Raw genomic sequence first — 18,481 nt, forward strand, 5'->3', positions numbered from 1 at the left:
GTGAGCGGCTGGCGCTGGCCTCGGTGAACGGGCCGAACTCCACGGTCGTCTCCGGTGATCCGGAGGCGCTGGACGAGCTGATGGCGGCCTGCGAGGCGGACGGAGTCCGCGCCCGCCGTATCAATGTGGACTACGCCTCGCACGGTCCGCAGGTGGAGTCGATCCGGGACGAGGTCGTCTCGGCGCTGGCGGGGATCGAGCCGCGGACGGCCGAGGTGCCGTTCTTCTCGACGGTCACGGGTGACTGGGCGGACGGCGCGGAGCTGGACGCCCAGTACTGGTACACCAACCTCCGGCAGACGGTCCGTTTCCAGGAGGCGGTGGAGGGCCTGCTGGAGCGCGGGCACGGGCTGTTCGTCGAGTCCAGTGCGCATCCGGTCCTCACCGTGGGGGTCCAGGAGACCATCGACGCCGCCGGTTCGCAGGCCGTCACGCAGGGCACCCTGCGCCGTGACGAGGGCGGTCCGCAGCGGCTGCTGGCCTCGCTCGCCGAGGCGTGGACCCACGGCGCCACCGTCGCCTGGCAGGCCGTCCACGCGGGCCGGGAGCCCGCCGGCGCCGAGCTGCCGACGTACGCCTTCCAGCGCGAGCGCTACTGGCTGACCGTCACCGGCTCCGGCGGCTCCGGCGACGTCTCCGCCGCTGGCCTGCTGGCCGCCGACCACCCGCTGCTCGGCGCCGCCGTGCGGCTCGCCGAGGGCGGGCAGACCGTCCTCACCGGCCGCCTGTCGCTGCGCAGCCACCCCTGGCTGGCCGACCACACGGTGGCCGGGGCCCGGGTGCTGCCGGGGGCCGCGTTCGTCGAACTCGCCGTCCGCGCGGGCGACGAGGCCGGCTGCGACACCCTCGAGGAGCTCACCCTGGAGGCGCCGCTGATCGTGCCCGACGAGGACCCCGTACAGCTCCAGGTCGTCGTAGGGGCCCCTGAAGGCGCCGCGGCCCACCGCCCCGTGGCCGTGTACGGCCGCCCGGGCACCGGGGACGGCCCCTGGACCCGCCACGCCCAGGGCTTCCTGGCCCGCGCCGAGGAGCCCGCCGAGGGCCGCGCGCTCGCCGCCTGGCCGCCCGCCGGGGCGCGCCGCGTGGACCTCGACGGCTTCTATGAGGGGCTCGCCGGGTCGGGGTACGGGTACGGCCCGGCCTTTCAGGGGTTGGCCGAGGTCTGGCTCGCGGGCGACGGTGTCGGGGTGTACGCCGAGGTGGTGCTGCCGGACGAGCAGCAGGAGGAAGCGGGCCGGTTCGGCCTCCACCCGGCCCTGCTGGACGCCGCGCTGCACGCGCTGGCCGTCAGCGGGCCGGAAGCGGAGGACGGGACGGCCTGGCTGCCGTTCGCGTGGAGCGGAGTGCGCCTGCACGCCGCCGGCGCCTCGCGCGTGCGCGTGCACCTGACCCCGGTCGGCCCCGACGAAGTGGCCCTCCACGTCGCCGACGCCACCGGCGCGCCGGTGGCCTCGGTGGCCTCGTTCGCCTCGCGGCTGGTGTCCGCCGAGGAACTGGCCGGTGCCGCGGCCGCGGCCGGTGGCGCCACGGACGCCACCGCCGCGCCGCGCACCCCGGCCCGCCGGACCGCCGCCTCGCAGGACGCGGCCGAGGCCCGGACGTTCGCCGAGAAGCTGGCCGCGCTCTCCCCGCAGGAGCAGGAGCGCACCGTCACCGACCTCGTACGGACCCGGGTCGCCGCCGTCCTCGGACACAGCGAGACCGAGTCCGTGGAGGCCGACCGGGCCTTCCGCGAGCTCGGGTTCGACTCGCTCACCGCGGTGGAGCTGCGCAACCGGCTCACCGCCGCGACCGGCCTGACGCTGCCCGCCACGCTCGTCTTCAGCCACCCCACCCCCCTCGCCCTGGCCCGGCACCTCCTCGACCAGCTGGGCACCGCCCAGGCGGCCGAGGCGCCCGGGATGCGCGAACTGCTCGCCCTGGAAGCCGTACTGGCGGATGCGGCACCCGGCGACGAGGACCGCGACACCGTCACCAAGCGCCTGGAGGCGCTGCTGTGGAAGTGGCGCGCGACCGGCGGGACCGAGCCGGGCGTGCTCGACGGCGAGGCGCTCGAGTCCGTCACGGACGACGAGATCTTCGCCCTGATCGACAAGGAATTGGGAGCTTCCTGACCTGCTCCTGTCCCATATCCACTGAGGAGTACCGAGCATGTCGACGAGCAACGAAGAGAAGCTCCGCGAATACCTCAAGCGCGTCACGGCGGACCTGAGCCGCACCAGGCAGCAGCTGCGCGACGCGGAGGACGCCGGGCACGAGCCGATCGCCATCGTCTCGATGGCCTGCCGCTTCCCGGGCGGGGTCACCGACCCCGAGGGCTTCTGGAACCTCGTTGCGTCCGGTACGGACGCGATCGGCCCGTTCCCGGCCGACCGCGGCTGGGACACCGACCTGTACGACCCCGACCCGGACACGCCCGGCAAGACCTACGTCCGGGAGGGCGGCTTCCTGACCGGGGCGACCCTCTTCGACCCGGAGCTGTTCGGCATCTCGCCGCGCGAGGCGGCCGCCATGGACCCGCAGCAGCGGCTGTTCCTGGAGACCGCCTGGGAGACCCTGGAGCGCGCGGGCCTGGACCCGCTGTCGCTGAAGGGCACCGACACGGGCGTCTTCGTCGGCGCCGTCGCCTCCGACTACGCCTCCCGGCTGGACGCCCTGCCGGACGGCGTGGAGGGCTACATCGGCACCGGCACCATGGCCAGCGTCCTGTCCGGCCGCGTCGCGTACACCTTCGGCCTGGCCGGTCCGGCCGTCACCGTCGACACCGCCTGCTCCTCCGGCCTGGTGGCCCTGCACCAGGCCGTGCAGTCCCTGCGCCAGGGCGAGTGCTCGCTCGCCCTGGCCGCCGGGGTGGCCGTCATGGCCAGCCCGGCCGCGTTCGTCGAGTTCAGCCGCCAGCGCGCGCTGGCCGCCGACGGCCGCTGCAAGGCCTTCGGCGCCGAGGCCGACGGCACCACCTGGTCCGAGGGCGCGGGCGTGCTGCTCGTCGAGCGGCTCTCCGACGCCCGCCGCAACGGGCACGAGGTCCTCGCGGTCATCCGTGGCTCCGCCCTCAACCAGGACGGCGCCTCCAACGGCCTGACCGCGCCCAGCGAGCCCGCTCAGCAAGAGGTCATCCGCCGGGCCCTGGCCAACGCCCGCCTCACCCCCGGCCAGGTCGACGCCGTCGAGGCGCACGGCACCGGCACCTCCCTCGGCGACCCCATCGAGGCCCAGGCGCTGCTCGCCACGTACGGTCAGGAGCACCCCGCCGAGCGGCCCCTGTGGCTCGGCTCGGTCAAGTCCAACATCGGCCACGGCGGCCCCGTCGCCGGTATCGCCGGCGTCATCAAGATGGTGCAGGCGCTGCGCCACGGCGTCCTGCCCCGGACCCTGCACGCCGAACAGCCCTCCCCGCACATCGACTGGACCTCCGGCGGCGTGCGGCTGCTGACCGAGGCCCGCGAGTGGGCGCGCGGCGAGGAGCCGCGCCGCGCCGGCGTCTCCTCCTTCGGCGTCAGCGGCACCAACGCCCACGTCATCCTGGAGGAGGCCGACGCCGAGGCCGGTGCCGGGCACGAGGTGTTCGCCGCCGACGAGGACGGCACCCCGGTGCCGTGGATCCTCTCCGGCCGCACCGACGCCGCCCTGCGCGACCAGGCCGCCCGCCTGCTCGCCCACGTCCGCGGCGGCGCCGCCCCCGCCTCCACCGGCTTCTCGCTGGCCACCACCCGTACCGCCCACCCGGTGCGCGGCGCCGTCGTCGCCGCCAAGCACGAGGACTTCCTCGCCGGACTCACCGAGCTGGCCTCCGGCGACACCACCGGCGCGACCCCCGCGCCGGGCGCCGACCGCCCCGTGTTCGTCTTCCCCGGCCAGGGCTCGCAGTGGGCCGGCATGGCGGTCGAGCTGTACGCGTCCTCGCCGGTGTTCGCCACGCGCCTGGACGAGTGCGCGGCCGCCCTGGCGCCGTACACCGACTGGTCGCTGCTGGACGTGCTGCGCCAGAAGGACGGCGCGCCCGGCTTCGACCGCGTCGACGTGGTCCAGCCCGCCCTGTGGGCCGTGATGGTGTCACTGGCCGAGCTGTGGCGCTGCCACGGCGTCCGGCCGGCCGCGGTCCTGGGCCACTCGCAGGGCGAGATCGCCGCCGCGGCGGTGGCGGGTGCGCTGTCCCTGGAGGACGCCGCCAAGGTGTCCGCGCTGCGGAGCAAGGCGATCGTCGCGCTGGCGGGCAAGGGCGGCATGGTGTCGGTCGCCGCCACCGCCGACGCCGTGAAGGAACGTATCGCCGCATGGGGCGAGCGGCTCTCCCTCGCCTCCGTCAACGGTCCGAACTCCACCGTCGTCTCCGGCGACCCCGAGGCACTCGACGAGCTGCTGGCCGCCTGCGAGGGCGACGGGGTCCGGGCCCGCCGCATCAACGTCGACTACGCCTCCCACTCCGCCCAGGTCGAAGCCATCCGCGACGAGGTCCTCGGCGCACTGGAGGGCATCGAGCCGCGGACGGCCGAGGTGCCGTTCTTCTCCACCGTCACCGGGGACTGGGCCGAGGGCTCCGAGCTCGACGCCGCGTACTGGTACACCAACCTGCGCACCACCGTCCGCTTCGAGGACGGCGTCCGCGCCCTGCTCGCCTCCGGCCACGGCCTGTTCGTGGAGTCCAGCGCCCACCCGGTGCTGACCATCGGAGTGCAGGAAACCATCGACGACGCTGCCGCCGCCGCGGCCGTCACCCTCGGCACGCTGCGCCGCGACGAGGGCGGCCCGCAGCGCTTCCTCACCTCGCTGGCCGAGGCCTGGACCCGAGGCGCCACCGTCGCGTGGCCCACCGTCTTCCCCGAGGGCGTACGCCGCGTCGAGCTGCCGACGTACGCCTTCCAGCACCGCCCCTACTGGCTGGAGGCCGCACCCGTGGACGCTTCCCGTACCGTCTCGCCGCAGGGCGGCGACGAGGTCGACACCGCCTTCTGGGCGGCCGTGGAGAGCGGGAACCTCGAACCCCTCGGCGTGGGCGCCGACCAGCCGCTCGGCGAGGCCCTGCCGGCCCTCGCCGCCTGGCGCCGCAGCAGCCGCGAGAAGTCGGCCATCGACTCCTGGCGCTACCGCACCGTGTGGACGGTCGCCGAGACCGCCGCCCCCGAACTCACCGGTACCTGGCTGATCGTGGAGCCCGAGGGCGCCGCCGACGAGCTCGCCGCGGCCGCCGCCGAGCAGCTGGCCGCCCACGGCGCCCGCACCGTCCGCATCCCCGTCGACGTGTGGGCCTCCGACCGCTACACCGTCGCCCAGCAGCTGCACGAGGCGCTCGCCGCCGAGGGCGAGGACACCGTCCGCGGCGTCCTGTCCCTGCTCTCCCTGGACGAGCGCCCGCACCCCGACCACCCGGCGCTCCCGCTGGCGCTGGCCGGCACCGTCACCCTGATCCAGGCCGTCCTCCAGGTCCGCGAACTGGCCGAGTTCGACGCGCCCGTGTGGTCGCTGACCCAGGGCGCCGTCTCCGTCGGCGACTCCGACACCCTCACCAGCCCCCTCCAGGCCACCGTCTGGGGCCTGGCCCGCGTCCTGGTCCAGGAGCACCCCCGGCTGTGGGGCGGCATCGTCGACCTGCCGCAGCAGGCCGACGCGGAGGCCTGGGGGCGCCTGGCCGGCGTGCTCGCCGAGCCCGGCGACGAGGACCAGCTCGCCGTCCGCTCCTGGAACGTCCTGGTCCGCCGCCTGGTCCGGGCCCCGCTCGGCGACACCGAGCCCGCCCGCCACTGGGAGCCGGCCGGCACCGCCCTGGTCACCGGCGGCACCGGCGGCCTGGGCGCCCAGACCGCCCGCTGGCTCGCCCGCGCCGGCGCCGAGCACATCCTGCTCGTCAGCCGCAGCGGACAGGAGGCGCCCGGCGCCGCGGAGCTGGTGGCCGAACTCACCGGCCTCGGCGCCCGCGTGACCGTCGCCGCCGCCGACGTCTCCGACCGCGCCGCGCTCGCCGGCGTCCTCGCCGAGATCCCCGCCGACGTACCCCTGACCTCCGTCTTCCACACCGCCGCCGTCCTCGACGACGGCATGGTCGACTCCCTCACCCCCGAGCGGATGGAGCGGGTCCTGGCCGTCAAGGCGCAGGGCGCCCGCCACCTGCACGAACTGACCGAGGGCGCGGACCTGACCGCCTTCGTCCTCTTCTCCTCCTTCGGTGCCGCCTACGGCTCCGCGGGCCTGGGCAACTACACGCCCGGCAACACCTTCCTCGACGCCTTCGCCGAGCAGCGCCGCGCCCAGGGCCTGCCCGCCACCGCCGTGGTCTGGGGCACCTGGGAGGGCAGCGGCATGGCCGACAACGGCGTCGGGGAGCGCGCCCGCCTCCAGGGCGTCTGGGAGCTGCCCGCCGACCTGGCGACCGCCGCGCTCCAGCAGTCCCTCGACCACGAGGAGACCGGCCCCGTCATCATCGACATCCGCTGGGACAGCTTCTCGCTGGGCACCAACACCGAACGCAACAGCCCCCTGTTCGAGATGGTCCCCGAGGCCGCCCGGCTGCTCGCCGAGGCCGAGGAGAGCGCCGCCGCCGAGGCCGCGCAGGCCGACGGCGCCCCCGAGGCCCTGCTGCGCCGGCTCACCGGCATCCCGGCCACCGAGCAGGACCGCATCCTGCTCGACCTGGTCCGCAAGCAGGCCGCCTCCGTGCTCGGCCACGGCACCGCCGGCCCCGAGGCGCTCGCCGCCGTCGGCCCCGAGCGCGCCTTCCGCGAGCTGGGCTTCGACTCCCTCAGCGCGGTCGAGCTGCGCAACCGGCTCGGCGCCGCCACCGGCCTGAGCCTGCCCTCCACCCTGGTCTTCGACCACCCCACGCCCGTCCTGCTCGCCGCCCTGCTGCGCAGCGAACTCCTCGGCGACGAGGACGGCGTGGAACCGCTGCTCGACGAGATCGACCGGCTCGGCAACGCCCTGACCGGGGCCGACGGGGCCACCGCCGAGGAGCGCGCCCGTATCACCGGCCGCCTGCAGGCCCTCCTGACGGCCTGGAACGGCACCGCCGCGGCCGCCGGGCCCGCCGACGCCGACCTCGACGCGGCCTCCGACAGCGAGCTGTTCGACCTGCTCGACGACGAACTGGAGACGCAGTGACCCCGCGCTCGCAGCGCCCGCGCCCTGTTGGCTTCCCGTTCCCGGTAGGTGAGTAGACGTTGAGCACGAGCAATGAGGACAAGCTCCGCGAATATCTGAAGCGGGCCACGGCCGATCTGCGCAACGCGCGGCGGCGCGTGAAGGAACTGGAGGAGCCCGAGCCGATCGCCATCGTGCGCATGGCCTGCCGCTTCCCCGGCGACGTCGGCTCGCCCGAGCAGCTGTGGGACCTGGTCGCCGCCGGCGCGGACGGCATCGGCGGCTTCCCCGAGGACCGCGGCTGGGACCTCGACGCGCTGTACGACCCCGACCCCGACCGGATCGGCACCTCGTACACCAAGGAGGGCGGCTTCCTCCAGGACGTGCCGCGCTTCGACGCGCAGCTGTTCGGGATCTCCCCGCGCGAGGCCCTCGCCATGGACCCGCAGCAGCGGCTGCTGCTGGAGACCTCCTGGGAGGTCCTGGAGCGCGCCGGGTACGACCCGACCTCGCTGAAGGGCAGCCGTACGGGCGTGTTCGTCGGCGCCTCCTCCTCCAGCTACGCCACCGACCTGGACTCCGTCCCGGACGACGTCGAGGGCTACCTCGGCACCGGCAGCGCGGCGGCCGTCGTCTCCGGCCGCCTGGCCTACACCTTCGGCCTGGAGGGCCCGGCCGTCACCGTCGACACCGCCTGCTCCTCCTCCCTGGTCGCCCTCCACCTCGCCGTCCAGGCGCTGCGCGCCGACGAGTGCTCGCTGGCGCTGGCCGCCGGCGTCACCGTGATGTCCACGCCCGGCCTGTTCGTCGAGTTCAGCCGCCAGCGGGGGCTGGCCGCCGACGGCCGCTGCAAGGCCTTCGCCGAGGCAGCCGACGGCACCGGCTTCGCCGAGGGCGTGGGCGTCCTGCTGCTGGAGCGGCTCTCCGACGCCCGCCGGGCCGGCCACGAGGTCCTCGCGGTGATCCGCGGCAGCGCCGTCAACCAGGACGGCGCCAGCAACGGCCTCACCGCCCCCAACGGCCCCTCCCAGGTCCGCGTCATCCAGCAGGCCCTGGCCAACGCCCGCCTGACCCCGCAGGCGATCGACGCGGTCGAGGCGCACGGCACCGGCACCACCCTCGGCGACCCGATCGAGGCCCAGGCCCTGATCGCCACCTACGGCCGGGGCCGCCCCGACGGGCGGCCGCTGTGGCTCGGCTCGGTCAAGTCCAACATCGGCCACACGCAGGCCGCCGCGGGCATGGCGGGCGTCATGAAGATGGTCATGGCCATGCGTCACGGCCTGCTGCCGCGCACCCTGCACGTGGACGCCCCCAGCAGCCAGATCGACTGGTCCGCCGGCACCGTCCGGCTCCTGGAGGACGCCGTCGAGTGGGCCGCGCAGGACGGCGGCCCGCTCCGCGCGGGCGTCTCCGCCTTCGGCGTCGGCGGCACCAACGCCCACGTCATCCTGGAACAGGACCTCGCCCCGGCGACCGCCGAGGCGGACACGACGAGCGAGGCCACCCCCGGCGCGACCGCCGCCGGGCAGGCCGGCTCCGGCGCGACGGCCGCCGACCAGGCTGCCGCCGTACCCGCCGTCCTGGACACTCCGTTCGCCGCCTGGCCGGTCTCCGGCCGGACCGCCGGCGCGCTGCGCGCCCAGGCGGACCGGCTGCGGACCTTCGCCGCCGGCAGCCCCGCCCCCGCCGCCGACATCGCCCACTCCCTCGCCACCACGCGCGCCGCGCTCGAACAGCGCGGGGTCGTCGTCGCCGACGACGGCGCCGGCGCCGCCGGCTTCCTGCCGGGCCTGGCCGCCCTCGCCGACTCCGCCCCCGGGGCCACCTCCGTCGTCCAGGGCAGCACCCTGCCCGGTACCGGCGTGGTCCTGGTCTTCCCCGGGCAGGGGTCGCAGTGGGCGGGCATGGCGGTGGAGCTGTACGACTCCTCACCGGTGTTCGCCGCCCGCCTGGACGCCTGCGCGGCGGCCCTGGCGCCGTACACCGACTGGTCCCTCCTCGACGTCCTGCGCCAGGGCGAGGACGCGCCCGGTTTCGACCGTGTCGACGTGGTCCAGCCCGCGCTGTGGGCCGTGATGGTCTCGCTCGCCGAGCTGTGGCGGGCGGCCGGGGTCGAGCTCGCGGCCGTGATCGGGCACTCGCAGGGTGAGATCGCCGCTGCGGCCGTCGCGGGCGCGCTCTCCCTCGAGGACGCCGCCAAGGTGTCCGCGCTGCGGAGCAGGGCGATCGTCGCGCTGGCCGGCAAGGGCGGCATGGTGTCGGTGGCCGACACGGCGGAGGCGGTGCGGGAACGTATCTCCGGCTGGGGCGAGCGGCTCGCCGTCGCCTCCGTCAACGGTCCGAACTCCACCGTCGTCTCCGGCGACCCCGAGGCGCTCGACGAGCTGATGGCGGCCTGCGAGGCCGACGGGGTGCGGGCCCGCCGCATCAACGTCGACTACGCCTCCCACTCCGCCCAGGTCGAGGCCATCCGCGAGGAGGTGATCGGCTCGCTGGCCGGCATCGCCCCGCGCACCACCCGCGTCCCCTTCTTCTCCACCGTCACCGCCGACTGGGCCGAGGGCTCCGAGCTCGACGCCGCGTACTGGTACACCAACCTGCGGACCACCGTCCGCTTCGAGGACGCCGTACGCGCCCTGCTCGCCGAGGGCCACGGCCTGTTCGTCGAGTCCAGCGCCCACCCCGTGCTGACCGTCGGCGTGCAGGAGACCATCGACACCACCGCCTCCGCCGCCGTCACCCTCGGCACGCTGCGCCGCGACGAGGGCGGCCCGCGCCGCTTCCTGACCTCGCTGGCCGAGGCCTGGGTGCACGGCGCCCGCGTGGACTGGCCGGCCCTGGTCGCCCACCGGGCCCCGCGCGCCGTCGAGCTGCCCACGTACGCCTTCCAGCAGCAGCACTTCTGGCTGGCCGCGCCGGCCGCCGACGAGGAGGCCGCCCCGGTCCTGCCCGCCGACGTCGCCGAGGCCCGCTTCTGGGACGCCGTCGAGCGCGAGGACCTCGAATCCCTCGCCGACACCCTCGACCTGGAGGAACGCCGCTCGCTCGGCGAGCTGCTGCCCGCCCTGTCCTCCTGGCGGCGCCGCCGCCGCGAGCGCTCCACCGTCGACTCCTGGCGCTACCGCGTCGCGTGGGACCGCCTGGCCGACCTCGCCGCCGCGCCCCTGACCGGCACCTGGCTCGTCGTCCTGCCCGCCGGCACCGTCCACGAGTCCCTCGCCGCCGACTGCGCCGCCGCCCTGGCCCGGCACGGCGCCGCCACCGTCACCGTGCGCACCCCCGGCGCCGACCGCGCCGCGCTGGCCGAGCTGATCCGTACGGCCGTCGCCGGCAGCGACGTGACCGGCGTCCTCTCCCTCGCGGGCCTGGGCACCGACGGCGCCCTGCACACCCTCGTCCTGGCGCAGGCGCTCAGCGATGCCGGCCTCGACGCCGCCCGCACCTGGACCGTGACCCGCGGCGCCGTGGCCACCGGCCGCTCCGACGCCGCCCCCGACCCCGCCCAGGCGCAGGTCTGGGGCCTGGGCCGGGTCGTCGCCCTCGAACAGCCGCGCACCTGGGGCGGTCTGGTCGACCTGCCCGAGGCCGTCGACGAGCGGGCCCTGACCCGCCTGGCCCAGCTGCTCGCCGGCGGCGCCGGCGACGAGGACCAGGTCGCGCTGCGCGGCTCCGGCGCCTTCGGCCGCCGGCTGGTCCGCGCCGCCCTCGACGACCGCGAGCCCGCCCGCGACTGGCGCCCGCACGGCACCGTCCTGGTCACCGGCGGCACCGGCGGCGTCGGCGCCCACGTGGCCCGCTGGCTCGCCGCGGCCGGCGCCGAACGCCTGCTGCTGGCCGGCCGCCGCGGCCCCGACGCGCCCGGCGCCGCCGACCTCGTCGCCGAACTGCGCGACCTGGGCGCCGAGGCCGAGGCCGTGGCCTGCGACGTCGCCGACCGCGACGCGGTCGCCGCCCTGCTGGCCGCCGTACCCGCCGACGCCCCCCTCACGGCCGTCGTGCACGCCGCGGGCGTCCCCCAGTCCACCGTGCTGGAGGACGTCACCGCCGAGGAGTACGGGCGGATCCTCGCCGGCAAGGCCGCCGGCGCCACCCACCTCGACGAGCTGCTCGGCGACACCGCCCTCGACGCGTTCGTGCTGTTCTCCTCCAACTCCGGCGTCTGGGGCGCCGCGGGCCACACCGCGTACGCCGCCGCCAACGCGCACCTCGACGCGCTCGCCGAGCGCCGCCGCGCCCGCGGCCTGACCGCCACCTCGGTCGCCTGGGGCGCCTGGGGCGGCGGCGGCATCATGGAAACCGCCGGCGCGCAGGAGTACATGAGCCGCCGCGGCGTCCTGGAGATGGACCCGGTGACCGCCCTGTCCGCGTTCGTGCAGGCCGTCGAGCACGACGAGGCGTTCGTCGCCGTCGCCGACGTCGACTGGACCCGTTTCGCGCCCGGCTTCACCGCCACCCGGCCCAGCCCCCTGCTCACCGGCATCCCCGAGGCCCGCGCCGCCGTGGCCGGCAGCGCCACGCCCGAGCCGGACACCGAGGGCGACGGCCCCGCCGCCGACCTCACCCGCAGGCTGCGCGGGGCCACCCCGGACGAACGCGACACCCTGCTGCTCGACCTGGTCCGCCGCGAGGCCGCCGCCGTGCTCGGGCACGCCTCCCCGGAGGACATCGAGCCCGCCCGCGCGTTCAAGGAGACCGGCTTCGACTCCCTGACCGCCGTCGACCTGCGCAACCGGCTCACCGCGGCCACCGGCCTGACCCTGCCCTCCACCCTGGTCTTCGACCACCCCACCCCGCAGGCGCTGGCCGCGCTGCTGCGCACCGGCCTGCTCGGCGACGAGGACACCACCGACGGCCCGGCCGGCACCCGCGCCGCCTCCGCCGCCGCCTCCGACGAGCCCATCGCCATCGTCTCGATGGCCTGCCGCTACCCCGGCGGCATCGCCTCGCCCGAGGACATGTGGCAGCTCGTCGCCGAGGGCCGCGACGCCATCGGCGGCTTCCCCACCGACCGCGGCTGGAACCTCGACGGCTTCTACGACCCCGACCGCACCCGGTCCGGCACCAGCTACGTCGACGAGGGCGGCTTCGTCGACACCGCCACCCACTTCGACCCGGGCTTCTTCGGCATCTCCCCGCGCGAGGCCCTCACCATGGACCCGCAGCAGCGCCTGCTGCTGGAGACGTCCTGGGAGGTCTTCGAGCGGGCCGGCCTCGACCCCGACACCCTCAAGGGCACCAGCACCGGCGTGTTCATCGGCGCCGGCTACCCCGGCTACGGCCACGATGTGCAGATGCCCGAGGGCTCCGACGGCCAGATGCTCTTCGGCGCCTCGGCCGCCGTCGCCTCCGGCCGCCTGTCGTACACCTTCGGCCTGGAGGGCCCGGCCGTCACCGTCGACACCATGTGCTCCTCCTCGTTGACCGCCCTGCACCTGGCCGTCCGTGCCCTGCGCACGGGCGACTGCTCCATGGCCCTGGCCGGCGGCGCGATGGTGATGTGCTCCCCGGGCGTCTTCGTCGGCTTCAGCCAGCAGGGCGGGCTCTCCCCGTCCGGCCGCTGCAAGGCGTTCTCGCAGGACGCCGACGGCACCGGCTGGTCCGAGGGCGTCGGCGTGATCATGCTGGAGCGGCTGTCCGACGCCCGCGCCAACGGCCACCAGGTCCTCGCCGTCATCCGCGGCAGCGCCGCCAACCAGGACGGCGCCTCCAACGGCCTGTCCGCCCCCAGCGGCCCCGCCCAGCAGCGGGTCATCCGCGCCGCCCTCGCCGACGCCGGCCTGGAGCCCTCCGACATCGACACCGTGGAGGCCCACGGCACCGGCACCACCCTCGGCGACCCGATCGAGGCCCAGGCCCTGCTCGCCACCTACGGCCGGGCGCACACCGCCGACCAGCCGCTGTGGCTCGGCTCCCTCAAGTCCAACATCGGCCACTCCCAGGCCGCCTCGGGCGTCGGCGGCGTCATCAAGACCGTCATGGCGCTGCGCCACGGCGTCCTGCCCAAGACCCTGCACGTCGCCGAGCCCACCCACGAGGTGGACTGGTCCGCCGGCGCGGTCGAACTCCTCACCGAGTCCCGCCCGTGGCCCGAGACCGGCCGCCCGCGGCGCGCCGGCGTCTCCTCCTTCGGCGGCAGCGGCACCAACGTGCACGTCGTCCTGGAGCAGGCCCCCGAGACCGAGGAGCCGGTCCGCACCCCCACCGTCCCGGCCTTCCCGGCCGCCGCCCTGCCGTGGCTCGTCTCCGGACGCGGTACGGGGGCCCTGCGCGGCCAGGCGGAGCGGCTGCGGCAGTTCGCCGCCGACGCCCCCGAGGACCTGACCGGCGCCGACATCGCCCACGCGCTGGCCACCACCCGCGCCGCCCTGGAGCGCCGCGGCGCCGTCCAGGCCGACGACCGCGAGGGCCGCCTCGCCGCGCTCGCCGCGCTGGCCGAGGGCACCCCGGGCGCGGGCGTCATCGAGGGCGCCGTCCTCAAGGGCACCGGCCGTCCCGTGTTCGTCTTCCCCGGCCAGGGCTCCCAGTGGGCCGGCATGGCCGTGGAACTGTACGACTCCGCGCCCGCGTTCGCCGCCCGCCTCGACGACTGCGAGCGCGCCCTGGCGCCGTACACGGACTGGTCGCTGCTGGACGTGCTGCGCCAGAAGGACGGCGCACCCGGCTTCGACCGCGTCGACGTGGTCCAGCCCGCGCTGTGGGCCGTGATGGTCTCGCTGGCCGAGCTGTGGCGGGCGGCGGGTGTCGAGCCCGCGGCCGTGATCGGCCACTCCCAGGGCGAGATCGCCGCGGCCGCCGTCGCGGGCGCGCTCTCCCTCGAGGACGCCGCCAAGGTGTCCGCCCTGCGCGCCAAGGCCCTGCTGGCCCTGGCCGGCCGGGGCGGCATGGTCTCGGTCGCCGACACCGCCGACGCGGTCGGGGAACGTGTCGCCGCGTGGGGCGAGCGGCTGGCGCTCGCGTCCGTCAACGGCCCGAACTCCACCGTCGTCTCGGGCGATCCGCAGGCCCTCGACGAGCTGCTGGCGGCCTGCGAGGCCGACGGGGTGCGGGCCCGCCGCATCAACGTCGACTACGCCTCGCACGGTCCGCAGGTGGAGTCCATCCGCGACGAGGTCGTCTCGGTGCTCGCGGGCATCACCCCGCGCACCGCCGAGATCCCGTTCTTCTCCACCGTCACCGCCGACTGGGCCGAAGGCTCCGAGCTCGACGCCACCTACTGGTACACCAACCTGCGGACCACCGTCCGCTTCCAGGACGCCGTCGCCACCCTGCTGGAGCGCGGCCACAAGGTGTTCGTCGAGACCAGCGCGCACCCGGTCCTGACCGTCGGCGTGCAGGAGACCATCGACGACGCCGGTACGTCCGCCGTCACCCAGGGCACCCTGCGCCGCGACGAGGGCGGCCCGCAGCGCTTCCTCGCCTCCCTCGCCGAGGCCTGGACCCGCGGTGTCACCGTCGACTGGGACGCCGTCCACGCCGGTCACCCCACCCGGCGCGTGGACCTGCCCACGTACGCCTTCCAGAACGAGTCCTTCTGGCCGGACCCGCTGCCGCCGTACTCCGGCGACGCCACCGGGTTCGGACTCGCCGACGCCGGACACCCCATGCTCGGCGCCGCCGTCGCCCTCGCGGGCGGCGAAGGGCTGCTCTTCACCGGCCGGATCGCCCCGGACACCCAGTCCTGGCTCGCCGACCACGCCGTCTCCGGCACCCCGATCCTGCCCGGCACCGCCTTCGTCGAACTGGCCGTCCGCGCCGGCGACGAGGCCGGCTGCGGACAGCTGGAGGAGCTCACCCTGGAGGCCCCGCTGGTCCTCCCCGAGCGCGGCGGCGTCCACCTCCAGGTGCTCGTCGGCCCCGACACCGGCTCCGGCCGCCGTACGGTGACCATCCACTCCCGGGCCGAGGACGCGCCCGCCGGCCGGCCCTGGACCCGGCACGCCAGCGGCGACCTCGCCGAGGGCGGCCGCGCGGCCGGCCGCGACCTGACGGCCTGGCCGCCCGCGGGCGCCGAGCCCGTCGACCTCGACGGCTTCTACGCCGCCGCGGCCGAGACCGGCTACCAGTTCGGCCCCGCCTTCCAGGGCCTGCGCGCCGCCTGGCGCGAGACGGCCACCGGCGACGTGTTCGCCGAGGTCGCCCTGCCCGACGGCCACCAGGGCGACGCCCCGAAGTACCTCCTGCACCCGGCCCTGCTCGACGCCGCCCTGCACGCCATGCGGCTCGGCGACTTCATCGAGCTGACCGGCCGGGCCCGGCTGCCCTTCGCCTGGAGCGGCGTCACGCTGCACGCGGCCGGCGCCGGCACCCTGCGCGTCCGCGTCAGCGCCGCCGGCACCGACACCGTCGCGGTGGACGTCGCCGACGCCGCCGGTGCGCCCGTCGCCACCGTCGGCGCGCTCGTCCTGCGCCCCGTCGACACCGCCGCGCTGCGGCCGGGCGCGGGCGAGGGCACCGACGGCCTGTTCCGCCTGGAGTGGACCGGGCTGCCCGGCGGCGCCGACCCCGCGGCCGCCGGGAACTGGGCGGTGCTCGGCACCGACCCGGCCGGGCTCGCCGCCGCCCTGGAGCGCTCCGGCGCCGTGGTCGACCGCCACGAGAACCTCGCGGCCCTCGCCGCCGATACCGCCGACGCCGCCGCGCTCCCGCAGACCGTCGTCCTGCCGTACGAGGGAGCCGGCGCCACCCTCGCGCAGACCCACGCCGCCGCGGCAGGGCTGCTGGCCACCCTTCAGGAATGGGTGGCCGAGGAGCGGTTCGCCGGATCCCGGCTGGTCGTCGTGACCCGCGGCGCGGTGGGCACCCGTACCGGCGAGGACGTCACCGACCTCGCCCACGCCCCCGCCTGGGGCCTGCTGCGCTCGGCGCAGGCCGAGAACCCGGGCCGGCTGCTGATCGCGGACCTCGACGGAACGCGGGAGTCGGCCGCCGCCCTGCGCGGCGCCGTGGCCGGCGCCCTCGTCCACGACGAGCCGCAGACCGCGCTGCGGGCCGGCACCGCCCTGGTGCCCCGCCTGGTGCGGGCCGGTACGGCCGCCTCCCTGGCCGCGCCGGCCGAGGGCCCCTGGGTCCTGGAGACCACCGCCGCCGGCACCCTCGACAACCTGGCCCTGCTGCCGCGGCCCGAGGCCGCCGAGGCACTGCCCGAGGGCGGCGTCCGTATCGCTGTGCACGCGGCCGGCCTCAACTTCCGTGACGTGCTGGTCTCCCTGGGGATGTACCCCGGCGGTGGCTTCATGGGCTGCGAGGCGGCCGGCGTGGTCGTCGAGACCGGCCCCGGGGTGACGCACCTGGCGGTCGGGGACCGGGTCATGGGCATGGTCCCGCAGTCCTTCGGTCCGCTGGCCGTCGCCGACGCGCAGATGGTGGCCCGCATCCCCGACGGCTGGACCTTCGAGCAGGCCGCCGCCGCCCCGACCGCCTTCCTCACCGCGTACTACGCGCTGGTGGACCTGGCCGGGCTGCGGGCGGGCGAGCGGATCGCGATCCACGCCGCCGCGGGCGGGGTGGGTTCGGCGGCCGTGCAGATCGCCCGGCACCTGGGTGCCGAGGTGTTCGGTACGGCGAGCGAGGGCAAGTGGGAGGCTCTGCGGGCCGCCGGGCTGGACGAGGCGCACCTGGCGTCCTCGCGGGACGCCTCCTTCGAGGAGCGGTTCCTGGCCACCACCGGCGGCGAGGGCGTCGACGTCGTCCTGGACTGCCTGGCCGGCGAGCTGGTCGACGCCTCGCTGCGGCTGCTGCCGCGCGGCGGCCGGTTCGTCGAACTCGGCGCCACCGACGTACGCGACCCCGAGCAGGTCGCCCAGGACCACCCCGGCGTCGGCTACCGCCGCTTCGACCTCGCCGAGGCGGGTCCGGAGCGCACGGCGGCCATGCTCGCCGAACTCGTGGAGCTCTTCGAGTCCGGTGCGCTGACGCCGCTGCCGACGCGCAGCTGGGACATCCGGCGGGCGCCGGAGGCCTTCCGGTTCATGAGCCAGGCCAAGCACACCGGCAAGCTCGTGCTGACCGTCCCGCAGGCCTGGGACCCGGCCGGCACCGTCCTGATCACCGGCGGCACCGGCACCCTCGGCGCCCTGTTGGCCAGGCACCTGGTCACCGAGCACGGCGTACGGCACCTGCTGCTGACCGGCCGCCGCGGCCCGGACGCCCCGGGCGCGGCCGAACTCGTCGCCGAGATCGCCGAGTTGGGCGGCTCGGCGGAGGTCGTGGCCTGCGACGCCGCCGACCGCGAGGCGCTGGCCGCCCTGCTGGCCGCCGTACCGGCCGACCGGCCGCTCACCGGGGTCGTGCACGCCGCCGGCGTCGTCGACGACGGCGTCTTCGCCTCGCTCACCCCCGAGCGGATGGAGCGCGCCATGCGCCCCAAGGTGGACGCCGCGTGGAACCTCCACGAGCTGACCCGCGACCTGGACCCGCGCCACTTCGTCCTGTACTCCTCGGCGGCCGGTGTGACCGGCAACTCCGGCCAGGCCAACTACGCCGCCGCCAACACCTACCTGGACGCGCTCGCCCACCACCGGCGCGCCCAGGGCCTGCCCGCCACCTCGCTCGCCTGGGGCATGTGGCACCAGATCAGCGACCTGACCGCCGGCCTGGACGACACCGACCTCGCCCGCTTCAGCCGCGGCGGCGTCACCCCGCTCACCGCCGAGCAGGGCCTGGCCCTGTTCGACGCGGCGGTCGACCAGGACGAGGTGCTGGCCGTCCCCGTCCGCCTCGACCCGGCCGCCCTGCGCGACTCCGCGGGCGGCGCGGCCCTGCCCGCCCTCTACCGCGCGCTGGTCCGTACCCCGGTCCGGCGGGCGGCGGGCACGACGGCCGCCACGGCCGAACCGGACGGCGCCGCGCTGACCCGAAAGCTCGCCGGCCTCACCGCCGAACGCTGCCACGAGGTCCTGCTCGACGTCGTCCGCACCAACGTGGCCGCCGTCCTCGGGCACAGCAGCCCCGGCGCCGTCGAGGCCGACCGGGCCTTCAAGGAGCTCGGCTTCGACTCGCTGACCGCGGTCGAGCTGCGCAACCGCCTCGGCGGCGCCACCGGCCTGCGCCTGCCGGCGACGCTCGTCTTCGACCACCCCACCCCGGCCGAGCTCGCCGGCCACCTGCGGGCCGAACTCGCCCCGGAGGCCGAGGCGGCCGCCGCGGCCGGCACCGGCGCGGGGGTCGCGGACAGCGGGCTCGACGAGGCACACATCAGGCGGGCGCTGGCCACCGTCCCGCTGGCCCGGCTGCGCGAGGCGGGCGTGCTGGACACGCTGCTGCGCCTGGCCGGCAGCGCGGCCGCGCAGCCGGCCTCGGCCGACGACGCCGGGGCACGGGAGGACTCGATCGCCACGATGGACCTCGACGATCTCGTTTCCCTGGCCCTGGACGGCGACACCCACTGACCCCGCGAAGCCTCAGATCC

The 18,481-nt window shown here is 76.3% G+C and carries 2 protein-coding genes and 1 pseudogene; all 3 read left to right on the top strand.

Annotated elements, in window-relative coordinates; all coding sequences use genetic code 11:
* Positions 1–2,114 (top strand): acyltransferase domain-containing protein (locus ACZ6KO_RS31580; protein ID WP_469307409.1); only part of this gene is annotated, 2,114 nt, incomplete at its 5' end.
* A 46-nt stretch (positions 2,115–2,160) separates the two neighbouring features.
* A pseudogene (locus ACZ6KO_RS31585) lies at positions 2,161–7,092 on the top strand (type I polyketide synthase); the annotation flags it as partial.
* 59 nt (positions 7,093–7,151) lie between these two features.
* The gene (locus ACZ6KO_RS31590; protein WP_469307410.1) at positions 7,152–18,461 is read left to right on the top strand and encodes a type I polyketide synthase; all 11,310 of its coding nucleotides are present in this window, start codon (positions 7,152–7,154) and stop codon (positions 18,459–18,461) included.
* Positions 18,462–18,481 lie beyond the last annotated feature (20 nt).

The sequence above is a fragment of the Streptomyces sp. NPDC042102 genome (assembly GCF_055582305.1).